Consider the following 19,042-nt stretch of genomic DNA (forward strand, 5'->3'; position numbering starts at 1 on the left):
GATCCTCAACGATATGTAAGATAAGTTTTATCATTTAGTTCACAAAAATCCTTATCTTAGAATCAGGTAATACACCCCATTCCCTTCACTTTTCAGACGTTGCTTTTGTCTTTATTTATTATTAAAACTTAGAACCAATTTTTATGAGAAAGATTTATCTTTTCGTATCGATTGCTTTTTTAGTATCCTGCACCTCCGGCTCCAACAAAACAACAACGGAAGCAGCAAAGGCATCCGATTCCGATTCGAACAAACATGACAACGTTACTTACCCTTACACAGCTGCTTATTCTTCGGATTTTGAAATCGGCGATGCGAAAAACGTACAAACATTGCTGGAATTGTATCAAAACTGGGACAACAACACCATTGAGAATTCAAAGAATTCTTTCGCAGATACTGACACCATGTATTTTGCTGATGGCAATATGTTTGCGGGCAGTAGGGACTCGCTTATAGCTGTTGCTAAACAGGTGAGAGGACAGATGGGTAAGGTCGTCGATTCTGTTCATGCCTGGGCGCCTCTCAGAAGCAAGGATAGAGATGAAGAATGGGTAGTTATATGGACCCGGGAGTATTCAACAGATGCCAATGGAAAAACGAGCGCTAAGGAACTGCAGGAAACATGGCGGTTTGATAAAAATGGGAAAATTAACCTGATGTATCAATACGCGCAGGCCCCTCCCAAGATGCCGCCAGCACCGCCAAAAAAATAAACAACCACATTATAAACAACAGCCCTCAGTCTAAAGATCTGAGGGCTGTTGTTTATAATGGGCTATTGCTCCGAATAGAGATGCGATTCCGTGGGGATTTCGTAAACTATACTAATATCAGGCCCATCATTCTGGTGAGTGAAGTGATAAAGTAAAGGCAGCGTAACGGCTTCGATGCTATTGCAATAGTATTGTACGCTGAAAATGGGGATATGGTGGTTGTGCATCAGGGAGAACTGGCTTAGAGTGATATAGCTGGAATCATCTGACCCGAGGGGCATTTCCCACAAACAAAAAGCCCGACTTCTATTCGAAGCCGGGCTTTTGTGATCCCGCTGGGATAATTCTAATATGTTGAAACTCACTAAGGTGCTGATTTTCACCATCAGCAAAAATAACGGGCCACCATTTGGGCCACTTTATATAAAGATCTTTAGTACGGTAGTTGAATAGTTAAACAAAGATACTAGAAGCAGTTTCGATTAACAAATATTTCATTTGAGTTAAAGTTTTGTTAGAATTTTTAGCTGCGATAGCAGCTAAAATTGCCCAATAAGGGCAATTTGGATGCCTACGACTTCGGAGTAGGCATAAAAAGATACCTTGTTGTAAAACAAGGGGACATCTTGTCATTTTCGAATGACAAATGGGAAGCCATAAGCCCAGTCTGGGCTTCTCGGCAGAGTAAGGTGCAAAACACTGGTATCTGCTGTTGGCGGTGCCAACGAGGATGCCAGTCATAAAATAGCGGGCATTGTCCTTTGGTCCCGGCCTCGGACTTCTGCAACCTACCTTTCTCCAGTGGCAGGAATAAAAAATAAAAACTGCTGAAATTCTCTACCCAGCGCAAGCAGGCCGGGTCATACGTTAGGGCTGTAAACTGCTGCTCAAAACCCATAATAAAAATTACTTCCATCATCACAAAATCCATAACACATTCACTTAACAATACCAAAGTTAGCGGCGTTAAACAATGAAAGCAATCCCCCTTGAATTTCTATAGGGATCAAAACAGGAATCATCTGCATCTTTGAATAGTGAAAACGAAAATGTGAATTATGAATGAAAAAGAATTAGTGGGCGTATTACTCGATACGGTATTGAGTGCGCCGGGTATGGCAGAAACAGTTAAAATTGATTTAAAAATCAGCCGGAAAAACGCGCTGCTGCTCGGTAACCTGATCAGCAAAGGCATAGATCCCAAAAGCACAAACGGACTGCTAGACAGTATGCCTAAAGAAGCTGCCGAACAGCTTACAGAAGTGTCAAATGAGATCATTCAAAAATCGGGCTTAACGGACCTTAACCAGAAGCTCAAAAGCCTAACCAGCAAGTAAAAAAAAGAGGGCTGTACTCACAAGAGCAGCCCTTATTATTTATAAACCGTTTGCTACCCATTCCAGCAGCAGTAAAAGTATACCTCCCAATTGCAGTACCGAAGCCAAAATATAAATGATACCTTCAGAAAAAGAAGTATACTCATAGGCGTTAAAACTGGTAAAGCCCTGTACGCCAAAAGCGTTTGTGCGCTCAAACCTGCGCCGTCTTATAGTGCGCTTAATCCTGCGGGCAAAGAACAACAATACCAGTCCAACCCATTGCAGCAAAGTGATCTCCTGTAAGTATTCCATGATGAAAAAGATTAACTATAAAAAGAACTGATCTACCAGCTTGGCGAACTCCCGGCTGCGGTTCCGCGCCTTGTACTTCACTAAAAAATCCACTATAACCGCCTGCGCCTTTCCGCGCATTAAAAGCCGGGAAAAAGCAGCTGGGTCACTCACCATCTCAACATGACCAGTAATCTTGCCATATATCCATTTAACAGCGCAAAACCATTTCCGGAAACCGTGTATGTAGCGCACGGGCCATGCAAGTTTTAAAGTATCTTCACGCTCAATAATCGCTTTACAATAACCGGTAAGCTTTGCCACCAGTAGCGGCAACTCGTTTTTAAATTCTATGGCAATTAGCCTAACCTTTACGCTGTCTGTCATATAGGCTGGATAGAATCTTTTATCATGCTGTTTATCAGATAGTACGTATTCCTTTACAGGTACCGGTATTTTTCTGAGAACAACCTCACCAGATAGCAAACCACGTTTTATTTTTCGCCTACCAGACAATACAAGTCCTTGCTTATCCGCTTTAATATAAGCCGTACCGTTATTCATCCGGCGGTTTACCGCAACAGCCAGCCTTGGCGCGTCATGAGTAATGCTAGGAAAGTACAATAAACTTTGTGCAGCAATATTTTTATTAGAACGTTTCATAAAATCAAGTTTTAAAAGATTAAAAAAACAGGTAAAAGCAAAAGCAGGCCGCACCACAAATATCATTCACCAAAAAATAACTTTACGGCCAGTTCATACCGCTCATCGTTAATCCGGTCGATACTATAGCGCTGTATAAAATCCATCACCACTACAAAGCGCGGGGTTTCAAAAAACTCGAAAAGAAAAAATTTCATGTTCCTGCACAGCAGCTTATATTTCAACTCAATGATATCATCAGTATCATCAGCAGTGTCTACCCAAAAATCAGCCGTCACAAGGTGATTTTCCGGCCAGTTACTTTCAATGGCATGCCGGTTTTTAACAATATCTTGGCAATGCGCTTGCAGCTCCTTTATCAGTTTAGGGATATGCCGGGGAAACAGTTCAAAAATTGCTTTTCCCTTGTCTGCGTTTGTAAAGTTTTCTAAAGCTTTCATCATACAAAATTTAAATGATTAAAAAAGGGCAGGGATAAACGGAAAATCAAATCAATAATTATTTTCAATAAACAACCTTACCTCATCAAGCGTTCCCCTGAATTCCTTACTACTGTTTGGAATAACTACTTTAAAACTTTCGCTATCTTGTGTAAACAGGATACTATTATAAGAACCAAAAGAAAGTAAGGGCGTATCCGGATAGTCCGTTAATACCAGCTTTGCTGCTGCTGCCGAAATTTCATGATCATTTACATTGCGCCAATACAATTTAACCTCCCGGCCCTCTATCAGGTCGTAGGAGCCATCGGCCCAAAACATTTGGCCCCCTACCTTAATAAAGCCTTCTTCCTCGGTTGGGTGTTCCTGAAGGGCATAACGTCTACCATTGTATTTTAAAATCGGTTCTCCATCTTCGGTAAATCTATTAGTAAAGAAAGCTGTAGTACCATTTTGGAAATGAAATTTCTGTATCATAACATTAGTATTTATCAGGTATTTAAGAATAAGGCAAGGGATAAAAAGACAACGCAAATCACAGTGCTGATTCCAGCGGCGGTACATCATTTTCAGGTGCATTTGAATACTCCGGCAGACCGAAAAAAATGGCCGCTTGTAACTGTGTAATCACCTTATTCAGAAATAAATAAGCATTCTCATGGTCAGCAGACAGATCAAACTTTGCTGCCTTTATTGTGCTGATGCTGATATTATTACGGATACCATGCAGCCAGCGTAAGAATTGCAAGGGCGGCACATTAACAGGGATGAAAACAGCGTTTATAGATTCCGGCGAGGCCACAAGTGCCAACGTTTCCGGCTCCTTCCAGTAAAACATAAAACTCTGATAATTCAAAAATGCCCAGCTGTTTACATAATAACTGATCTGATCTTCCGAGAGATCACTACAACAATGACCCTTTTTAAAAGATGCAAGAACCAATTGACTGGCAACATGCTTTAAAACTTGTGGTTTAATAATCTGGATAGACATAAAATGAAATTTTGAAGGATGAAGAAATGAGGAAGGGATAAACAGGATACCGTAACTACTTTAAACTACGGTTACCGTTGTACGATTTATTTACATACTCGCTACCATATTTTGCGCGTATCTCTTCCATACTTTTACCGCTACTGCGAAATACTTTAGCTTCCTCGGGCCGCCAGTACCACATTTTCTTTTTACTGGCAAACAGTAAACCCGCTTCTTTCAACCTGTCTTTTACAGCATAAGTATTGCCTGATACCCATATCCAAGCGGCCACTATTTCAATCACAATACCTTCAAGAGCGATAATTTTTTCAATAATGATGCGGTACTTTTCATCATCCTGTCGGCGCTGTTCTGTCTCTTCACTATTCAGGTTTTCACCGGCCAGCAATTTTGCACATATGAAATCATATTCATTTATCAGTTCTTTCATTTGTTCCTCATCACCGCCTAAATCCGGGTGGAGCTTTTTAGCTAAATCTCTGTACCGGGTTTTAATTTCGTCAAGCATTGTACAATCGTTGAAATATTTCATGGAGAATAACTTTGAGCGTTAATAAAAATTTTTCCCGTCTTCCGCATTCCCCCGAAGCGTTTTCCCCGAAACGGAAGGCTGCCGCGAAGACAAGGCTATGGTACGACACGCCACCAGGGATTTTGGCACTTATAAGTCCCGAAGGGGGCCATGCCCGAAAAAAATCAAAAGAGAAATGGCATTATGCAGTGACAACTTCCCGGCGTGTCGTTCCTTAGTCGCAGGATTCCCGGCTGCCTTCCTTGAGGGAAAACAATAGTTTTCCCAGCTGTATCACATTCGCAAAGCGGATGCAGATACAGCAACAGCCAACAAATAAGAGAACCAGCAAACAGCGCAATTTGTCAGGCTGCCAAAGGCAGCCACGGTAACGAACAAACGATAAGAAAAGCTAAACAGGAAACAGAAAGAAGAACGGAGCGTCGCAACGGCGGTTCAATAGAGAAGAAACACTGACTAACAAAAAGATTACCTACAAAAACATCAGAAATAAAACATAAAAAAGCCCCCTGATCTGTATCAGAGGGCTGCTAGTCTTAAAAGCACAATATTAAAAAACTATTCTACAGGCACCCATTCCGCGCCATTATATCTAAACTCCGCAGATTTGTCAACAGGATTAAGCCCACCATCCAGCACTACGAAGGGTGAAACATCTTTATAACTTAGTCGATAGGCAATAGATGCTATCTGGTCATTTTCGCGTTCCCTATACTTAATATCTTTTATTTCAATATCCCTAATTGCCACAAACAAGCGTTTAATAAAGGGATACCTTGTATCACCCGGCAGATCATACTTTCGTGCGGCATCAGTAAGCGCCATAGTTTCTGCACCGCCATCCGCTATAGTCCATTTCCGGGTAACGGTCAGCAATTGTTTTGCCTCCAAATCTTTAATTGCTGGCGTATTCACTTTATCCCGATCGGTCATATTCAAGTCCGTAGCCAATGTATCAGACTTCCATAGTTTTGCTACAAGCAGCTTTGCATCAGATTTACTTAACTCTGGCTGGTTAGAACAGCCCATAAAAGCCACTGAGAGGCCCATCATCATAATTGCATTCTTCATCTTCATCATACTACATTTATTTTGAGGTTTATATTAAAACAATCTGTACAAGCGCCAATTTATCCATATAAAGCGGCGGGTGTTGTTACCGGGTAGGTAAATATCGGTAAATGGAAATAAAATTCCTACGGCAGAGCTCAGGTTTTATTTCTCCGCATACGCGGGAAGGAGGTTCTTGCACTACAACAAACTACTACCCTTACCCCTAGAATAACCTTTCGTACAATAAACTTAGTCTCCGTTGCCCGCTTCGCGGAGTGCGATATGCATACCAATATAATTTCTCCCTCCCTTTGAGTTAGAGATGCTACAAATGTGATAGAGGAAGGGATAAAGGATAAGGCAAATAGACGAGAAAAGAAGAACAGAATACCATACCCATGCTCATAGGGTGTCAACGATAAGTACTCTAGCCTCTATATAGGGCGACAAATCTAGCAAAAATGCGAAATTCCGTATGCCGACTTGTTTTTAAGTCTACCTATACCTGTGATTTATTAGCATAATAAATTAAACTATACCCACCTGCGCAAAAAGATTGCGCACACCCATACCTATCTTTGCATAAGAGGGACACAAAATTTGTTATAATAAAAATTTCTAGTTTATGATCTACGAAAGCGAGCACTGGAAAAAAGATTTACTGAAGTTTGCTAGGAAGCTCACTAAAAGAAAACACTCAGCTACCTGGGAAGAGCGAGACTATTGTGATTTTGAAAAGGAACTAATGATTGGCTTCTACATCATCCGCAAACTCTCTGATGCGGGAAAGCTGTCTGATACCACATTGGAAAAAAAACTGTCAGGTAGGAAAATTCCAAGCAGAAATAAGATTATTCACCGACTTAACGCCCATCGTTATCAAGAAAGCTTCGATTTTGCAAAGGCAGAAGCTATTGAGCTTGACCTGATATTTGTTGCCAATCAATTGATTCACAGCTATGTTTTAGCCCATATTTTAACGAAGATGAAATCGGCGGGCGTTATCTATTTTTAGGCATCCACTTCTGCTCAGATATGAAACGTAACAACTCATTGTACGAACTTGAAATCGATTCTATCATTTCGACTTTTAAACTTTGCGGCAATGATTACCCAGCAAACATTCATATCAAATTTTATCCTGACAAAAAAGATTATATTTTTATAAATAAATAACTCAATAGAAGCTCAATGGTACCATCATTTGATGATATAACACTCACAAACCTGGCCCTCGTTATTTCAAGAATGCTCACCCATAGTCAAATTGGACAGCATCTTTCCAGTGCAAACATCTCCGAATCTGCGCAGGGTACAAACAAACAAGATCGACTATACTACGCTTTCAAGCAAAAGCAAAAGCAGGATGGATGTGGAAATAACATCTTAGCTTTTGTAGGGATGCTTTTAAATCCCAAACGTTACTCTGTAGAGGACGAATTCGAAAGCCAACGGGCTGCTATCAATGAAAAACTAATTTATGAAGGCATTGAATTTGATAAAAGCGGACGTCCACAGACAGTAGTAAAAGCCAAAACGATCTCAGAAGCAAAGAGGCGGTCTCAAAAAATAAAAGAGAAAGTGCACGGTATCGGGGTGCATCATGAAATCCTTCGTTACTGCGAAGAGGAATGGTTAAAGGAGAACTATTTTCATGCGATTCTTGAAATAACCAAAAGCGTTGCTCAGCGGTTACGCGATAAGAGTGGATACGTTTCCGATGGTGCAGATCTGGTAGATGAATGTTTCGGGCTGGGTAAAGACAAAAAGCCCATGCTCGCCTTTAACTCCCTGCAAAGTGTCAGTGAAGAAAGCGAGCATAAGGGATTTGGGAATTTTTGTAAGGGTTTTTTCAGTATGTATAGAAATCCGAAAGCTCACAATGCAAAAATACTCGAAGATACACAGCTGTCAGAGATGACAGAAGTTTTAGTCGTAGCGTCGATCATCCATAATAAACTTGATAAAACTGTCAAAACCCACTTTAAGTAAAGCTCAATCTAATATTAAGGAAGAGCGGAACTTAACAGGAATGAAGCAAAGGTATACTGCAAATGGTTCATGTGCCCAGATTATCAAATATGAAATTTGACTTAAATACATAACACATCATGAAACGCGATCTTTTGCGAATACTGTTTATATCTGCCATATCCGGCATTGTCATTACCATAGGCGTATACCTGTTCCAAAAACCTTCCTTTACGGCTGGCTTTAACCTAATAGAGCAGGATAAACTGGGAACGGCAATAAGTGGGTTAACGGCCCCGGTAATCGGTTTGATATCAACTGTTCTACTTTACCTGGCTCTGAGCAAACAGACTGAATCCAATAATGAACAAAAATTCAAAAATGAAAGTGACATTCTCTTTTTATTAATCAATCAGTTGGACTTAGAAATCAACTCTTTCCGGATTAACCAATCCCGACAAGACAAAAACGGGAATGCCTATGAGCATCCAGACGATATAGGTGCAACAGGTATATGGAATTTTAGCAAATCCTGTACAGATCTTAATAGCAGAGGCGGAAAGCTATCCCAAAAACGCGAAAGATTCGATCAGCAATTTGAAGCCAGTGCCATAGTTATGATTATAGAATCATACGCCTTAATTGAAAGGCGTATCATCACTGCTAATCTCGCAGCAGATATGAAAGAACTATTTCAATCAAAGCTCCGTTTCTATTACGACTTGAAGCTAAAGGAAGCATTGGAAATGCTCGCCGATGCCTTCAAGCGATATCAGCTTACAGATGAACTCATGCCCAAGCGGATCATCCAATTCGTTAGCAGCAGATGACACTATAGAGGCGGCCTAATTGGGCCGCCCTCCTTAAGGAACCTATATCTAAAACAGATCATCATCGTATACCTAAGAATCTATTCAGCAAGCTTCTTTTTGCTGGCTTTCTTTACTGATTTAACTTTCTTAGTACATGTTATAAAATTGCCCCAATTACTAAACTTATTGTAGAGGCCCACTGTCGTAAGCAGTTCTTCTATTATAGCATCTTTTTCATCCGGGTAGGCCCGACAGTGCAAAAGCAGGGAACAAAGTTGTACTGTTGTGAGCAAGCATTGATCCCTTCGTGTTGCGTAGGGTATCATTTGATCGGGAAAGGCAGCCTGTGTACGTTCGTCTAAAGGAAACTCTCTGAAAGCATTTACTAAAAGTATTCCCTTGGCTATGATGCCTTTATCTGATAAATAAGTACCTAACCATTTTTCCAGCTGACCAGCATTTTTTTCACCGGCTGATTTGGTAAGCCCTTTAACTTCAACAATTACAATTTGCTCGTTACGGGACATGATAATGTCATCCCGATTCGGCTCGGCAGGTAAAATGGTGAAACCAAGTTCTTCAAAGACCAGTCTAGCAGATCGTTCCAAGGTGAAACCAGTGCCTGTCCATAGTTGTTTAAGCGGTAGAAATGTCGCTAGTCTGTTTTTGCTTTCTTCTCTTTTCTGAATTAATTGCTCAATATCAGATTCAATTTGGTTTAAGGTATCTCTTTCATGTGCTTCACCGGGAAGTAAGAACTTGTCGGCCCAATCTGGAACAATAGCGATTTCATCACCCTTTCTAATGCTGCGGCAAATCTGATAGAGATCATTTAAGAAATCTTCTTCATCCATATTGGTACCCTCAGTCAATGACGGTAGGAATACATAGTCTTTTGTATAAAATCCTACTGACGCATTTTTAGATTTGGCATTACCTATAGAGATACCCGGATGCGATATGAAGCCGACCAGATATTCAAATTCGGTTGAGTAACGGGAAACGAAGTTTGCAAACTGAGTATTGGGGCTAATTTCAATTTTCCTGCCTTCCGTTTCAATTTCATCGACTTCTATGTCGAGATATTTGAATAAACTTGTTTGCATAGTCCCGGCATCGAGAAAGAATCTGCTATGGTTGCGCGTGCAAAAGAATACTATAGGTATGTCCTTCCGCTTGGCAAACTCTTTCAATTGTGTAAATCGCGGCTCGACATCACCCGGCCAGCTATCGTTGACCTCTTTAATTAATTCGTGAAGATCAATAACAATAAAATCAAACTCAAGGAGATTTTGCTTAGATAAGAAGTAGAACCCTTCAATAGTCACGAATAGCTCACCGACTTGCTCTATATGTAATTCGCTCACGGTATATGATTTTGCATTCAAATATAGGGCTTGCCGTAGGCACGGCAAATTATTTCTGCCGGCAAGAGCTCCAAAACATGACAGAGAGGCTGACAAACGATAAGTTATAGAGACGATAATGGAGAACTGAGCATAACGGTGGGTCAATAGAAAGCCAAGCCGAAGCCACTCAGAGAAAAATCGCGTAACTTCAATAAGAAAATGGCTATCTATGCACTTCACCACCCTTGTACCAAACATATTCTATCCCGACATTAAAGACGGTCTGAGGCTATTTGTGGACTGTCTGCAGTTTAAAATCTCCCATAAAGAGCTGCAGTCGCCCAAGCCCTTCTGTGTACTGAAGAAAGAAGGATTACGTATAAATCTATTTCAAGACGCAGCATTGGCACAAGAGCACCACCCCGAGTTCCGGCTTGTGACCCTAAACATAGAAGAAGTATACAATAAAGTGTCTACATCCCATCCCGAATACTTACACCCCAGCCTAAAAACAATAACCCTTAGGCCCTGGGGTGCAAAAGAGTTTGCATTAATGGATAAGCAGCTAGGCATCATCATTCAGGAATGGACTTAGAGGAAGGTAGAGATAGTATGCGAGTCAAAGCCGCAGCAAAAAAGACTTTCGTATCCTTATAAAAAAAATAGATGGAAACGGAACAGGAACTATTCGAACTACTACAAATAGATCAGTACCGGATGGTCGCAGAAGCAGAAGTTCTAGCACTGGTTCACCAGCATGAAAAAGGTTTTCTGATGGACAAAGGAAAAAAGCGTGCCTACGCACTCGGCTGGTTTTACGGAGATCCCACCTGCGGCATTGTAGACTCGCAAAACCAATGGGCAATAATGGCAGGTACTGACCAGTTTGTGCTTTGGGACAACGGTGAAGTAATACCTTTGTCGTTCAACAATGCACATCAAATGAAATTAGACAGCCCAAACAGCATATTGATTCTGACAGACCCCTGGACAGAATATTCCGCAATATGGAGTTTGGATGTTCAAAGTAGGCAGTTTGAAAAGATGAAAGACTTTCCAGAATACAGGGAGCGAGAATACACAGAAGATATCATTTGGTAATGAACGCTGCAGGAAGCAATAAATTAGCTTTTTGCTTTTCCTGTCATAATGGTCAACAAACTTTGAATTTTAAGGCGCAGTTCATCAAAAGTTAAAATCTCAACATCTTTACTGTTGTTCCGGAAAAGCTCAAACGCACCTCTTTGTTTTGCACTAAGAGTAGAAAAATTGCCTATCAGTACGAGCGCTTTCGGATTGAACGTTTGTACATCCGTATTGCCCTGCATCACAGTAAAATAGCTTTTCTGAAAGATATCCCGCTGATTGAGCACCTGGCCGATGCAGCCAGTCAGCTCCTTGCTTGCCGCAAACACATTATCACCTCTATAGGCCGTTGATAATACCAACTCAGCCAAATGTGTCTTAATCTCCACGAAGGACACATTAGTACTCAATCCACCCCTAATAAGGAAATCATTAAACTTGCCACCCTTGTTGCTGATGGTGTTTCCCCCAACATAAGCCTCATCCTCATGCAAAATGACTGGTTGAGCAAAAAGCGTAGAAAATATCCAGCTGTGCTGCTTGAGGAATGCCTGCCATTTCTTTTCAAGCCCCTTGGTGTCGCTGGTAATCGAATAAAGCTTATCAAAATCGTCGAGCGCCGCCTGGATAAATTTATTATCAATAATCTCTTTCGTTTTCGCAAGACTCGTATCGGTAAAAAAATCTGGCAATAACGTTAGCTTTTCAAACAACTCTTTTATTGACTGCTTGTCTGCATCACTGAACTCCGACAGCGAATTCCCCCAATCCAGCAAGGTAGCTGCCAACGTTCCCGAAGTATAAGTCTTAGCGGGCGCTGTAATCTTAGTGGGAAAAGCCTCATGCATGTACTGCTGGCTGGCCCTTTCCCTTTCCGTTTTCTGCTTATCATTCAAACTGGAGAATGCTGTATTCCATTCGGTTAGCTTTTCTTCATTCAAATAAACAATACCCTTTTTTAAATCAATATCCACTTTGCCACCTTTTTCTACAAACACCTCTGAAATCTTCAGAGCGTCTAAAAAATCGCTAACCGGACGTAGCGTTTTGGTAAACCCATATCCAAACGTGAATACCTTATATACACCAACGGGTGGTTTTTTATTGAATCCTATATAAGTGAACTTTTGAATATTTGTATACTTAGCTTTACCCTTGTATGGAGTCGGATAATGTATTTCCTTATCTTCTTTTAAAAATATCTCCCGAGATTTTTGATCGATGTTATTTTCAGAATCTTTGAAGAAATAAACTTCCTTTGTAGCCTGACTAGCCTTGCGGTATTCTTCCGGCTTAATCTGGGCCTGAACTTTAGCCATACTTTATGAGATTAATGAATAATTACTATGAATTTAAGAAATATAATATACTATCATCCGTTTTGTTCTAAAAATTGATAGGTCATCGTTCTGCAGATAAATGCAGCGTAAAGTTCTTATTCAGTTTAATCACAATCTTCTTATCATAGGCAAAAATCATCGCCTTAACATCCGAGGTAAATACATCGGCCAGGTCTCTGGCAACAGTTGAATTGCTGATTTTAACAACCTTCCCATTGTCAATCTGCAGGTTAAAGCTGTAATCCTGCCTGTCACCAACCATAAAAAAATCATTTGAAGGAAATTCAATAGCGCCATGATGAGGAAATATTTCCAACATCGCTAGCATATCCGGTAAAGCCTTCTTCCATATGGCTACATATAATTCTTGCTTTTCCATAATGTTTAAAATTAAATTGGGGCAAATAAGTGTTATCACACGCAATATAACCAATTCAGCAGTATAAATGCCTACCAGTCGTCGCATTGCAACCGTATTAAAAAAAATAACCAAGGCGAAGCTGGCAGCTTCGCCTTGGGCATGCTCAGGATGCCAACAAATGCAATACCATCCAGCAAATAGGCAGTAGCGGCGATACAGTGAATGAAACACTATAATCGCCCTTGGCGAAAACAACAGTCATACAAACAAAAAATTAATAGGTGAAAAATAGTAAGCGTTGTACACCACTTACAAGAGTTGCTACCCCCTACAACTCTGGACAATGCATCCATCTATACATGTGTCATAGATGCAAGACTTTATTTAGTACAGGACCATATTTTTCAACAAAAAGGCAACAGGCCGGTCTTGCTTTTAAAATATGATTAGAGCGTAATCATCCATAAAAGCAATAAATCGCTAACTAACCTCGCCAATAGCTCAAAAAAGGCTGCATTAACAACGCATTAACTTTTCAGTTGTCTTTTTAGTCAACAGATTCCTTGAGATTTGCAAAAGAGTGCAATACCGCTATTATCTTATTGATATCCCCATAATTATTTTAACTATGCAATTGTTGTAAATCAACAATAAACTTTATAACTTAGAGTTAAAATATAAAAATAAGTTGTAATGTTTGCGATCAACACTACGAGGGTGCATTTCAAATGAGTTCACGGTATAAACAATATAACGATATTCAGCTTTCCGAATTGGTGGTTCAGAACGATACGCATGCCTTTGAAGAATTCTACAACCGCCACTGGTTAAAACTGTATCTTTTTGCTAAAAAACGGCTCGATACCAAAGAAGAGGCCGAGGATGTGGTGCAGGAAGTATTTATGAAGCTATTTCAAAAGCTGCCCAGTGTTCATGCAAAGCAATCTTTAGTACCCTACTTGTACGAATCGCTGCGTAGTACTATGATTGATCTTTTCCGGCGTGGTAAACGTAAGGAAGAAGTTATTTCCAGCTTCCGCGAATACTATGAGAAAGGCGTTTACGATACCGACAACCAAGTAAATTACAACGAACTGGAACGGTTAATCGAAGAAGAGATCAGTAGCCTGCCTCCCCAAATGCGCAAGATCTATGAAATGAGCAAGAAAAGGTTCATGAGCAATGTAGAAATTGCCGAAGAACTCAACATCACCGAAGAATCCGTAAAAAAGCAACTCTACCGAGGCATTCATAAGCTACGTAACCGCTTAGGTCGCAAGTTTTGGCTCAACATCATCATTCTACTTGTTTGGCTCAATCGCAGCCTGTAACCCATCCAATTATTTTCTGTATAAGTTAATACCATGTTAAACAGATTTAAAATAAATTTAACATAGAGTACCACTTTTCATGTCCCCATTCGTGTATCTATTTACATCACCCCATAGTTTTTAAGAAATGACTGACAACGAATTTACATTACTGCTAGAGAGGTACAGCAAAGGCGAATGCAGCCCTGAAGAAGCTGCGGTAGTTGAAGCCTGGTTTAACCAGTATATGGCTAATGCAACTGGCAAGTCAGAATTGACCGACCTGCAAGGTACACGTAGCCGCATCTGGAAAGGGATCGGTGTAAAGCATAAGCCTGCTGTTAAGTTATTGGCAGTAGTTCGTTATGCTGCGGCAGCATTAATTGTTATTGGGGGTATTACCTGGTTTTATATTAATCATAACAATAAGACAAATTTTAAACCTTTAACAGCTCAAGAAATTCTGCCGGGTGGCAACAAGGCAACACTCACCCTGGCAAACGGTAAAAAGATCAGTTTAAACGCCCAGAACGACACGATTGCCATCGACCCGGCTTTGGGCGTACTGATCTCAAATGACACCGCTACAGGTGTTGTTACTTATAAATATCAAAACCGCAAAACGGAAAGGGGCAACGGAGAAACAAACAGTTTTAACACCATCAATACACCAACCGGGGGGCAGTATAAACTGCAATTGCCCGATGGTACTATAGTTATATTAAATGCCTTAACCCAAATTAAATTCCCATCCCGTTTTGCAGGCAGTACAAGAGAGGTAACCCTTATAGGTGAAGCTTATTTCGAAGTAGCGCACAACCCTAACCATCCCTTCAGGGTAAATACGGCCGACCAACAGGTTGCCGTTCTTGGTACCCACTTTAATGTAAGCGCATACCCGCACCAGCCCACGAAAACTACACTTACGCAAGGCCGCGTAAAATTAACCCAACCCTCTACAGGCGCAAGCCAACCATTAAACCCGGGGCAACAAGCCGAGCTTATATCACGCGGATTTAATGTAAAGGATGTCATAGCCTCTGATGAAATAGCATGGATAGATGGAATGTTTATTTTCACAAAAACCCCTATAAAGGAAGCCATGCAGCAAATTGCCAGGTGGTACAATATTGAGGTTAACTATCAAACTTTGCCCAATGTTGAACTGCAGGCAGTATTGTCTCGCAAGCTTACTTTAGCACAGGTTTTAGATGCTATACAATTTAGTGATGACTATGAATATAAAATCAATAACGAAAGGAGGCTAGAATACGTACGAAAAAGGGGACGATAATACAACAACCAAAATTTGGTAGATAACATATATAAAAACAAACCGACCCTGTTGCATCAGGATCGGCAAAAGTTGTTTGCAGTTATTTTACCGTTTAAGACAGCTAAATACTAACCAACCAACAACTAAACTCCAAACATATGAATTATTTAATTCATACAGCCAGTGCTATGCGCATAATTATGCGAAAATGCCGATATTCAATACATCAATGTACCAGGGTAATGAAATTGATACTTATATTCCTTATCACGTTTCAGGCGTCGGCACTGGCCTTAGCACAACAGGTTACGCTCAATTTCAAAGACGCTCCTATAACAAAAGTTTTACGTTCCATCCAAATGCAAACCGGCTACGGCTATAGTATGGACGGGGCCGAGGTTAAATACGCAAAACCTGTTACACTAAACCTCAAAAATGCTACTATCGAAGAAACTTTACAAAACCTATTCTCTAACCAGCCATTCAATTATAAGATTGTTGGAAAAGTAATTAAGATTACGCATAAAGAAGTGGAAAGGGCTTCCACCTCTTCAGTAACAACAGAAAAGGATGGAGAAATAACTGGGCAAGTTACCGACAAAGATGGTAAGCCATTGGTCGGGGCAACCGTTTCTGTTAAGGATGGCAGCCTTGGTGCTGTGACAGATGCCAATGGCCGGTTTAAGATAATCGGTGCTCCGGCAAACGGCACATTGGTTATAACGATGATAGGCCGTGAAACCAGGCAGGTCAACTATAAAAGTAACCTGGTTTCACCAATAGTATTATTGGAGGTAAATGCTGCGCTAAAGGAAGTTCAGGTAATTGCCTACGGCGAAGTAGAAAAAAGATTTTCTACGAGCAATATAGGTACAATAAGTGGTGAAACCATTGCAAAACAGCCTGTAGGAAATCCATTACTCGCTTTGCAAGGACGCGTACCAGGTCTATTTATCCAACAAAATTCAGGGGTGCCTGGATCAGCTATTAGCGTAACTGTCCAGGGACAGAACAGCTTAAGAAACGGGAATCTCCCCTTCTATGTGATAGATGGTGTGCCTTATCAGCCAAATACAATTTCTTCCCAGAATACAGCATTGGTGATGAGTCCAAACTCCTATAGCAATTTGAGTTTCATTAATCCAGCCGATATTGAAAGCATTGAAGTACTTAAAGACGCTGATGCGACGGCTATCTACGGTTCCCGTGCAGCCAATGGCGCAATACTGATTACCACCAAAAAAGGTAAAGCCGGGCAGACCAAAGTAGATTTGAACCTGCAAACCGGCTGGGGCAAAGTAGCAAAGACACCTGATATGCTTTCAGGACCTGAATATCTTGCAATGCGGCATGAAGCATTCCAGATCGGCAAAACGACTCCGGGCATTACAGACTATGATGTGAACGGGGTTTGGGATACCAGTCGAAATGTAAATTGGAGAAAAGAATTGGTTGGGAACACAGCGCAATTTCAAAATTTGCAGGCTTCTGTATCAGGGGGCTCTGAAGGAACTCAATTTCTAGCAGGAGCAGCATATATCCGCGAAACGCCTGTCTTCGCCGGTAACTTCTCAGATGTTAAAACATCGGTTCGCTTCAATATCAACAACATTTCACCAAATAAGAAATTCAATTTTTTCTTGTCTGGAAGTTACTTGCAAGGGAACAACCAGCTTCCAAATGTCGATTTTTCCAACGTATCGGCGACACTCGCCCCCAATGCCCCGGATTTGTATAATCCAGATGGAACATTAAACTGGTCACCTGATCCAACAAGACCGAATGTTAACACGTTCCAAAACCCGGCAGCAGGTGCCTTGAGGAGATATAGTATCAAAAGCAGAAATCTGGTTGGAAATTCAACCATCTCTTATGAACTAATCCCTGGACTAGCCCTGAAATCTAGCTTTGGATATAATCGTCTCACATCAGATGAATTGACCATAAACCCGACTGCAGCTGCAAAACCTGATGTATTGCCTATTAGAAATTCTGCCCTGTACTCAGACAAAAGCATAGAAACCTGGATTATCGAACCGCAATTGACGTTCAGGAAATCCTATTCATTTGGTTCTATAGACGCACTGGTTGGAAGTACATTTCAGGAAACAGGAAGTTATCTTTTGGCACTGACAGGAGGCGATTATGCCAGTGATGCACTTCTTGCTGATTATAATGCCGCTGGAATAAAAAGCGTCAATCAATCAATACAGGCAACTTACCGGTATAGTGCCATTTTTGGCCGGTTGAACTACAGATATAACGACCGTTATATCATCAACCTAGCAGCGAGAAGAGACGGCAGCAGCCGATTTGGTTCTAAAAACCTTTTTCATAACTTCTATTCAGTTGGCGGAGCCTGGTTGTTTTCAGAAGAGCATTTCATTAAAGAGCATTTCCCAGTGCTGAACTTCGGAAAACTAAGAGCAAGCTATGGTACTACCGGTAACGACCAGATAGGGGATTACGCGTTCTATAGCCTTTATGATAATTACGGCGTCGACCTGCCGATACTAGGTACAACGGGCTTGGTGCCACGTGGTTTATCTAACGCATATCTACAATGGGAAGAAACCCGAAAGCTCAATATGGGGTTGGATTTTGGAATTATCGACAACCGAATAATGGTCAGTGCAAATTATTTTCGTAACAGATCTTCTAATCAACTGTTAAGCCAAAATCTGACTATAGTAACAGGCTTCGGCGAAGTTCCCAGAAACCTTCCTGCGACAGTACAGAATACGGGCTGGGAGTTTACGCTCGATTATGAACCTATTAGGGGAAATAACTTCCGCTGGAGAGGATCAGCAAACATTACCATTCCAAAAAATAAGCTGATACGCTATGATGGATTAGAAACAAGCAGTGACAGAAATGCCTATGTAATCGGGGAATCAATAAGAATAAGAAAGGTGTTTGTCTATTCAGGCGTCAATCCGCAAACAGGTTTATACCAGTTCACCAATGCTAAAGGTGAACTGACCTCTTCTCCTAGCGATCCGGTTGATAAAACAGCATTGATTAATCTTGATCCCAAATGGTATGGTGGTTTTAGTAATACATTTAGTTATAAGGGATTTGACCTGGATATTTTTTTCCAGTTTGCGAGCCAGAAAGCAGCTGCATCTTCAAGATTTGGAAACTTCCCTGGAACGTCGTTTAATACCAACCAACCAAGTATCGTCTTGAATCGCTGGCATAAGCCCGGCGATGATGGCGCTCAGATACAAAAGGTCTCGTCTAATTTTATTGAAGTTTTGTTCCCGAGCATACTGGCAAGTAGCAGCACTGAAGCATATAGTGATGCAACCTATCTGCGCCTGAAAAATGTGTCCCTTTCTTATTCTTTGAATAGCAACCTATTGAAGAAAGCTCATATTACAAATGTGCGTTTCTATGTGCAGGGACAGAATCTACTGACGTTTACAAACTTTTTTGGCGGCTTAGATCCTGAAACCAGAAGCCAAGGGGCGCTGGGCCCGTTAAGGATGATTACATTGGGAACACAATTAACTTTTTAACTGTA

General features: G+C 40.9%; 20 protein-coding genes. 10 read left to right on the forward strand and 10 right to left on the reverse strand.

The window, feature by feature from the left end; genetic code table 11:
- Window positions 1-143: 143 nt before the first annotated feature.
- Window positions 144-716, forward strand: a complete 573-nt coding sequence (locus tag BLR32_RS08720) for a hypothetical protein (RefSeq protein ID WP_089830689.1) — start codon at window positions 144-146, stop codon at window positions 714-716.
- A gap of 1,058 nt (window positions 717-1,774) precedes the next feature.
- The gene (locus BLR32_RS08730) at window positions 1,775-2,053 is read left to right on the forward strand and encodes a hypothetical protein (protein WP_089830693.1); all 279 of its coding nucleotides are present in this window, start codon (window positions 1,775-1,777) and stop codon (window positions 2,051-2,053) included.
- Window positions 2,054-2,092: 39 nt separating this feature from the next.
- On the opposite strand, the gene BLR32_RS08735 is transcribed toward BLR32_RS08730, so the two are convergent.
- The 7 genes from BLR32_RS08735 to BLR32_RS08765 all read right to left on the reverse strand — a co-directional run bounded on the left by BLR32_RS08735 (window position 2,093) and on the right by BLR32_RS08765 (window position 6,038).
- Window positions 2,093-2,347 (reverse strand): hypothetical protein, encoded by a 255-nt coding sequence (locus BLR32_RS08735; protein WP_089830695.1) that lies wholly within the window; start codon window positions 2,345-2,347, stop codon window positions 2,093-2,095.
- A 15-nt stretch (window positions 2,348-2,362) separates the two neighbouring features.
- The gene (locus BLR32_RS08740) at window positions 2,363-2,989 is read right to left on the reverse strand and encodes a hypothetical protein (RefSeq protein ID WP_143011400.1); all 627 of its coding nucleotides are present in this window, start codon (window positions 2,987-2,989) and stop codon (window positions 2,363-2,365) included.
- A 62-nt stretch (window positions 2,990-3,051) separates the two neighbouring features.
- Window positions 3,052-3,429, reverse strand: a complete 378-nt coding sequence (locus BLR32_RS08745) for a hypothetical protein (protein ID WP_089830699.1) — start codon at window positions 3,427-3,429, stop codon at window positions 3,052-3,054.
- 51 nt (window positions 3,430-3,480) lie between these two features.
- The gene (locus BLR32_RS08750; RefSeq protein WP_089830701.1) at window positions 3,481-3,906 is read right to left on the reverse strand and encodes a hypothetical protein; all 426 of its coding nucleotides are present in this window, start codon (window positions 3,904-3,906) and stop codon (window positions 3,481-3,483) included.
- Window positions 3,907-3,964: 58 nt separating this feature from the next.
- Complete coding sequence (locus BLR32_RS08755) at window positions 3,965-4,423, reverse strand: hypothetical protein (protein ID WP_089830703.1); 459 nt, start codon at window positions 4,421-4,423, stop codon at window positions 3,965-3,967.
- Window positions 4,424-4,478: 55 nt separating this feature from the next.
- Complete coding sequence (locus BLR32_RS08760) at window positions 4,479-4,958, reverse strand: hypothetical protein (protein WP_089830705.1); 480 nt, start codon at window positions 4,956-4,958, stop codon at window positions 4,479-4,481.
- A gap of 558 nt (window positions 4,959-5,516) precedes the next feature.
- Window positions 5,517-6,038 (reverse strand): hypothetical protein, encoded by a 522-nt coding sequence (locus BLR32_RS08765; protein WP_089830707.1) that lies wholly within the window; start codon window positions 6,036-6,038, stop codon window positions 5,517-5,519.
- A 598-nt stretch (window positions 6,039-6,636) separates the two neighbouring features.
- Here BLR32_RS08765 and BLR32_RS08770 point away from each other — a divergent pair.
- The 3 genes from BLR32_RS08770 (at window position 6,637) to BLR32_RS08780 (ending at window position 8,812) form a co-directional block, all read left to right on the forward strand.
- On the forward strand, window positions 6,637-7,026 hold the full coding sequence (locus BLR32_RS08770; RefSeq protein WP_089830709.1) for a hypothetical protein: 390 nt from the start codon (window positions 6,637-6,639) through the stop codon (window positions 7,024-7,026).
- Window positions 7,027-7,202: 176 nt separating this feature from the next.
- Window positions 7,203-8,003, forward strand: coding sequence for a TIGR02391 family protein (locus BLR32_RS08775; RefSeq protein ID WP_089830711.1), 801 nt, complete (start codon window positions 7,203-7,205; stop codon window positions 8,001-8,003).
- A gap of 119 nt (window positions 8,004-8,122) precedes the next feature.
- Entirely contained in the window at window positions 8,123-8,812 is a 690-nt protein-coding gene (locus BLR32_RS08780) for a hypothetical protein (protein ID WP_089830713.1), read from the forward strand.
- An 80-nt stretch (window positions 8,813-8,892) separates the two neighbouring features.
- Here BLR32_RS08780 and BLR32_RS08785 read toward each other — a convergent pair whose 3' ends face one another.
- Window positions 8,893-10,161, reverse strand: a complete 1,269-nt coding sequence (locus BLR32_RS08785) for a hypothetical protein (protein ID WP_143011402.1) — start codon at window positions 10,159-10,161, stop codon at window positions 8,893-8,895.
- Between the two features lie 211 nt (window positions 10,162-10,372).
- Between BLR32_RS08785 and BLR32_RS08790 the strand changes: the two genes are divergently transcribed.
- Together BLR32_RS08790 and BLR32_RS08795 are read left to right on the forward strand one after the other, a co-directional pair.
- Window positions 10,373-10,738 carry a VOC family protein gene (locus tag BLR32_RS08790; protein ID WP_089830717.1) on the forward strand — a complete coding sequence of 122 codons (366 nt, stop codon included), beginning with the start codon at window positions 10,373-10,375 and terminating at the stop codon, window positions 10,736-10,738.
- Window positions 10,739-10,809: 71 nt separating this feature from the next.
- Window positions 10,810-11,244 (forward strand): hypothetical protein, encoded by a 435-nt coding sequence (locus BLR32_RS08795; RefSeq protein ID WP_089830719.1) that lies wholly within the window; start codon window positions 10,810-10,812, stop codon window positions 11,242-11,244.
- A gap of 23 nt (window positions 11,245-11,267) precedes the next feature.
- On the opposite strand, the gene BLR32_RS08800 is transcribed toward BLR32_RS08795, so the two are convergent.
- On the reverse strand, window positions 11,268-12,548 hold the full coding sequence (locus BLR32_RS08800) for a Shedu immune nuclease family protein (protein ID WP_089830721.1): 1,281 nt from the start codon (window positions 12,546-12,548) through the stop codon (window positions 11,268-11,270).
- Between the two features lie 82 nt (window positions 12,549-12,630).
- Entirely contained in the window at window positions 12,631-13,035 is a 405-nt protein-coding gene (locus BLR32_RS08805) for a hypothetical protein (RefSeq protein ID WP_218124166.1), read from the reverse strand.
- A gap of 623 nt (window positions 13,036-13,658) precedes the next feature.
- Here BLR32_RS08805 and BLR32_RS08810 point away from each other — a divergent pair.
- From BLR32_RS08810 to BLR32_RS08820, 3 genes are all read left to right on the forward strand, one after another.
- Window positions 13,659-14,261 (forward strand): RNA polymerase sigma factor, encoded by a 603-nt coding sequence (locus tag BLR32_RS08810; RefSeq protein WP_089830725.1) that lies wholly within the window; start codon window positions 13,659-13,661, stop codon window positions 14,259-14,261.
- A gap of 127 nt (window positions 14,262-14,388) precedes the next feature.
- Window positions 14,389-15,534 carry a FecR family protein gene (locus BLR32_RS08815; RefSeq protein WP_089830727.1) on the forward strand — a complete coding sequence of 382 codons (1,146 nt, stop codon included), beginning with the start codon at window positions 14,389-14,391 and terminating at the stop codon, window positions 15,532-15,534.
- 224 nt (window positions 15,535-15,758) lie between these two features.
- The gene (locus BLR32_RS08820) at window positions 15,759-19,037 is read left to right on the forward strand and encodes a SusC/RagA family TonB-linked outer membrane protein (protein WP_176842210.1); all 3,279 of its coding nucleotides are present in this window, start codon (window positions 15,759-15,761) and stop codon (window positions 19,035-19,037) included.
- Window positions 19,038-19,042 lie beyond the last annotated feature (5 nt).

This window comes from Chitinophaga filiformis (assembly GCF_900102545.1).
In the GTDB taxonomy this organism is placed as follows: Bacteria; Bacteroidota; Bacteroidia; order Chitinophagales; family Chitinophagaceae; genus Chitinophaga; species Chitinophaga filiformis.

What these genes read in the sequence shown, in the direction of transcription:
- BLR32_RS08720 (WP_089830689.1), top strand. Translation starts at nt 144, where the DNA reads ATGAGAAAGATTTATCTTTTCGTATCGATTGCTTTTTTAGTATCCTGC.
- BLR32_RS08730 (WP_089830693.1), top strand. Translation starts at nt 1,775, where the DNA reads ATGAATGAAAAAGAATTAGTGGGCGTATTACTCGATACGGTATTGAGT.
- BLR32_RS08735 (WP_089830695.1), bottom strand. Translation starts at nt 2,347, where the DNA reads ATGGAATACTTACAGGAGATCACTTTGCTGCAATGGGTTGGACTGGTA.
- BLR32_RS08740 (WP_143011400.1), bottom strand. Translation starts at nt 2,989, where the DNA reads ATGAAACGTTCTAATAAAAATATTGCTGCACAAAGTTTATTGTACTTT.
- BLR32_RS08745 (WP_089830699.1), bottom strand. Translation starts at nt 3,429, where the DNA reads ATGAAAGCTTTAGAAAACTTTACAAACGCAGACAAGGGAAAAGCAATT.
- BLR32_RS08750 (WP_089830701.1), bottom strand. Translation starts at nt 3,906, where the DNA reads ATGATACAGAAATTTCATTTCCAAAATGGTACTACAGCTTTCTTTACT.
- BLR32_RS08755 (WP_089830703.1), bottom strand. Translation starts at nt 4,423, where the DNA reads ATGTCTATCCAGATTATTAAACCACAAGTTTTAAAGCATGTTGCCAGT.
- BLR32_RS08760 (WP_089830705.1), bottom strand. Translation starts at nt 4,958, where the DNA reads ATGAAATATTTCAACGATTGTACAATGCTTGACGAAATTAAAACCCGG.
- BLR32_RS08765 (WP_089830707.1), bottom strand. Translation starts at nt 6,038, where the DNA reads ATGATGAAGATGAAGAATGCAATTATGATGATGGGCCTCTCAGTGGCT.
- BLR32_RS08770 (WP_089830709.1), top strand. Translation starts at nt 6,637, where the DNA reads ATGATCTACGAAAGCGAGCACTGGAAAAAAGATTTACTGAAGTTTGCT.
- BLR32_RS08775 (WP_089830711.1), top strand. Translation starts at nt 7,203, where the DNA reads ATGGTACCATCATTTGATGATATAACACTCACAAACCTGGCCCTCGTT.
- BLR32_RS08780 (WP_089830713.1), top strand. Translation starts at nt 8,123, where the DNA reads ATGAAACGCGATCTTTTGCGAATACTGTTTATATCTGCCATATCCGGC.
- BLR32_RS08790 (WP_089830717.1), top strand. Translation starts at nt 10,373, where the DNA reads ATGCACTTCACCACCCTTGTACCAAACATATTCTATCCCGACATTAAA.
- BLR32_RS08795 (WP_089830719.1), top strand. Translation starts at nt 10,810, where the DNA reads ATGGAAACGGAACAGGAACTATTCGAACTACTACAAATAGATCAGTAC.
- BLR32_RS08800 (WP_089830721.1), bottom strand. Translation starts at nt 12,548, where the DNA reads ATGGCTAAAGTTCAGGCCCAGATTAAGCCGGAAGAATACCGCAAGGCT.
- BLR32_RS08805 (WP_218124166.1), bottom strand. Translation starts at nt 13,035, where the DNA reads ATGCGACGACTGGTAGGCATTTATACTGCTGAATTGGTTATATTGCGT.
- BLR32_RS08810 (WP_089830725.1), top strand. Translation starts at nt 13,659, where the DNA reads ATGAGTTCACGGTATAAACAATATAACGATATTCAGCTTTCCGAATTG.
- BLR32_RS08815 (WP_089830727.1), top strand. Translation starts at nt 14,389, where the DNA reads ATGACTGACAACGAATTTACATTACTGCTAGAGAGGTACAGCAAAGGC.
- BLR32_RS08820 (WP_176842210.1), top strand. Translation starts at nt 15,759, where the DNA reads ATGAAATTGATACTTATATTCCTTATCACGTTTCAGGCGTCGGCACTG.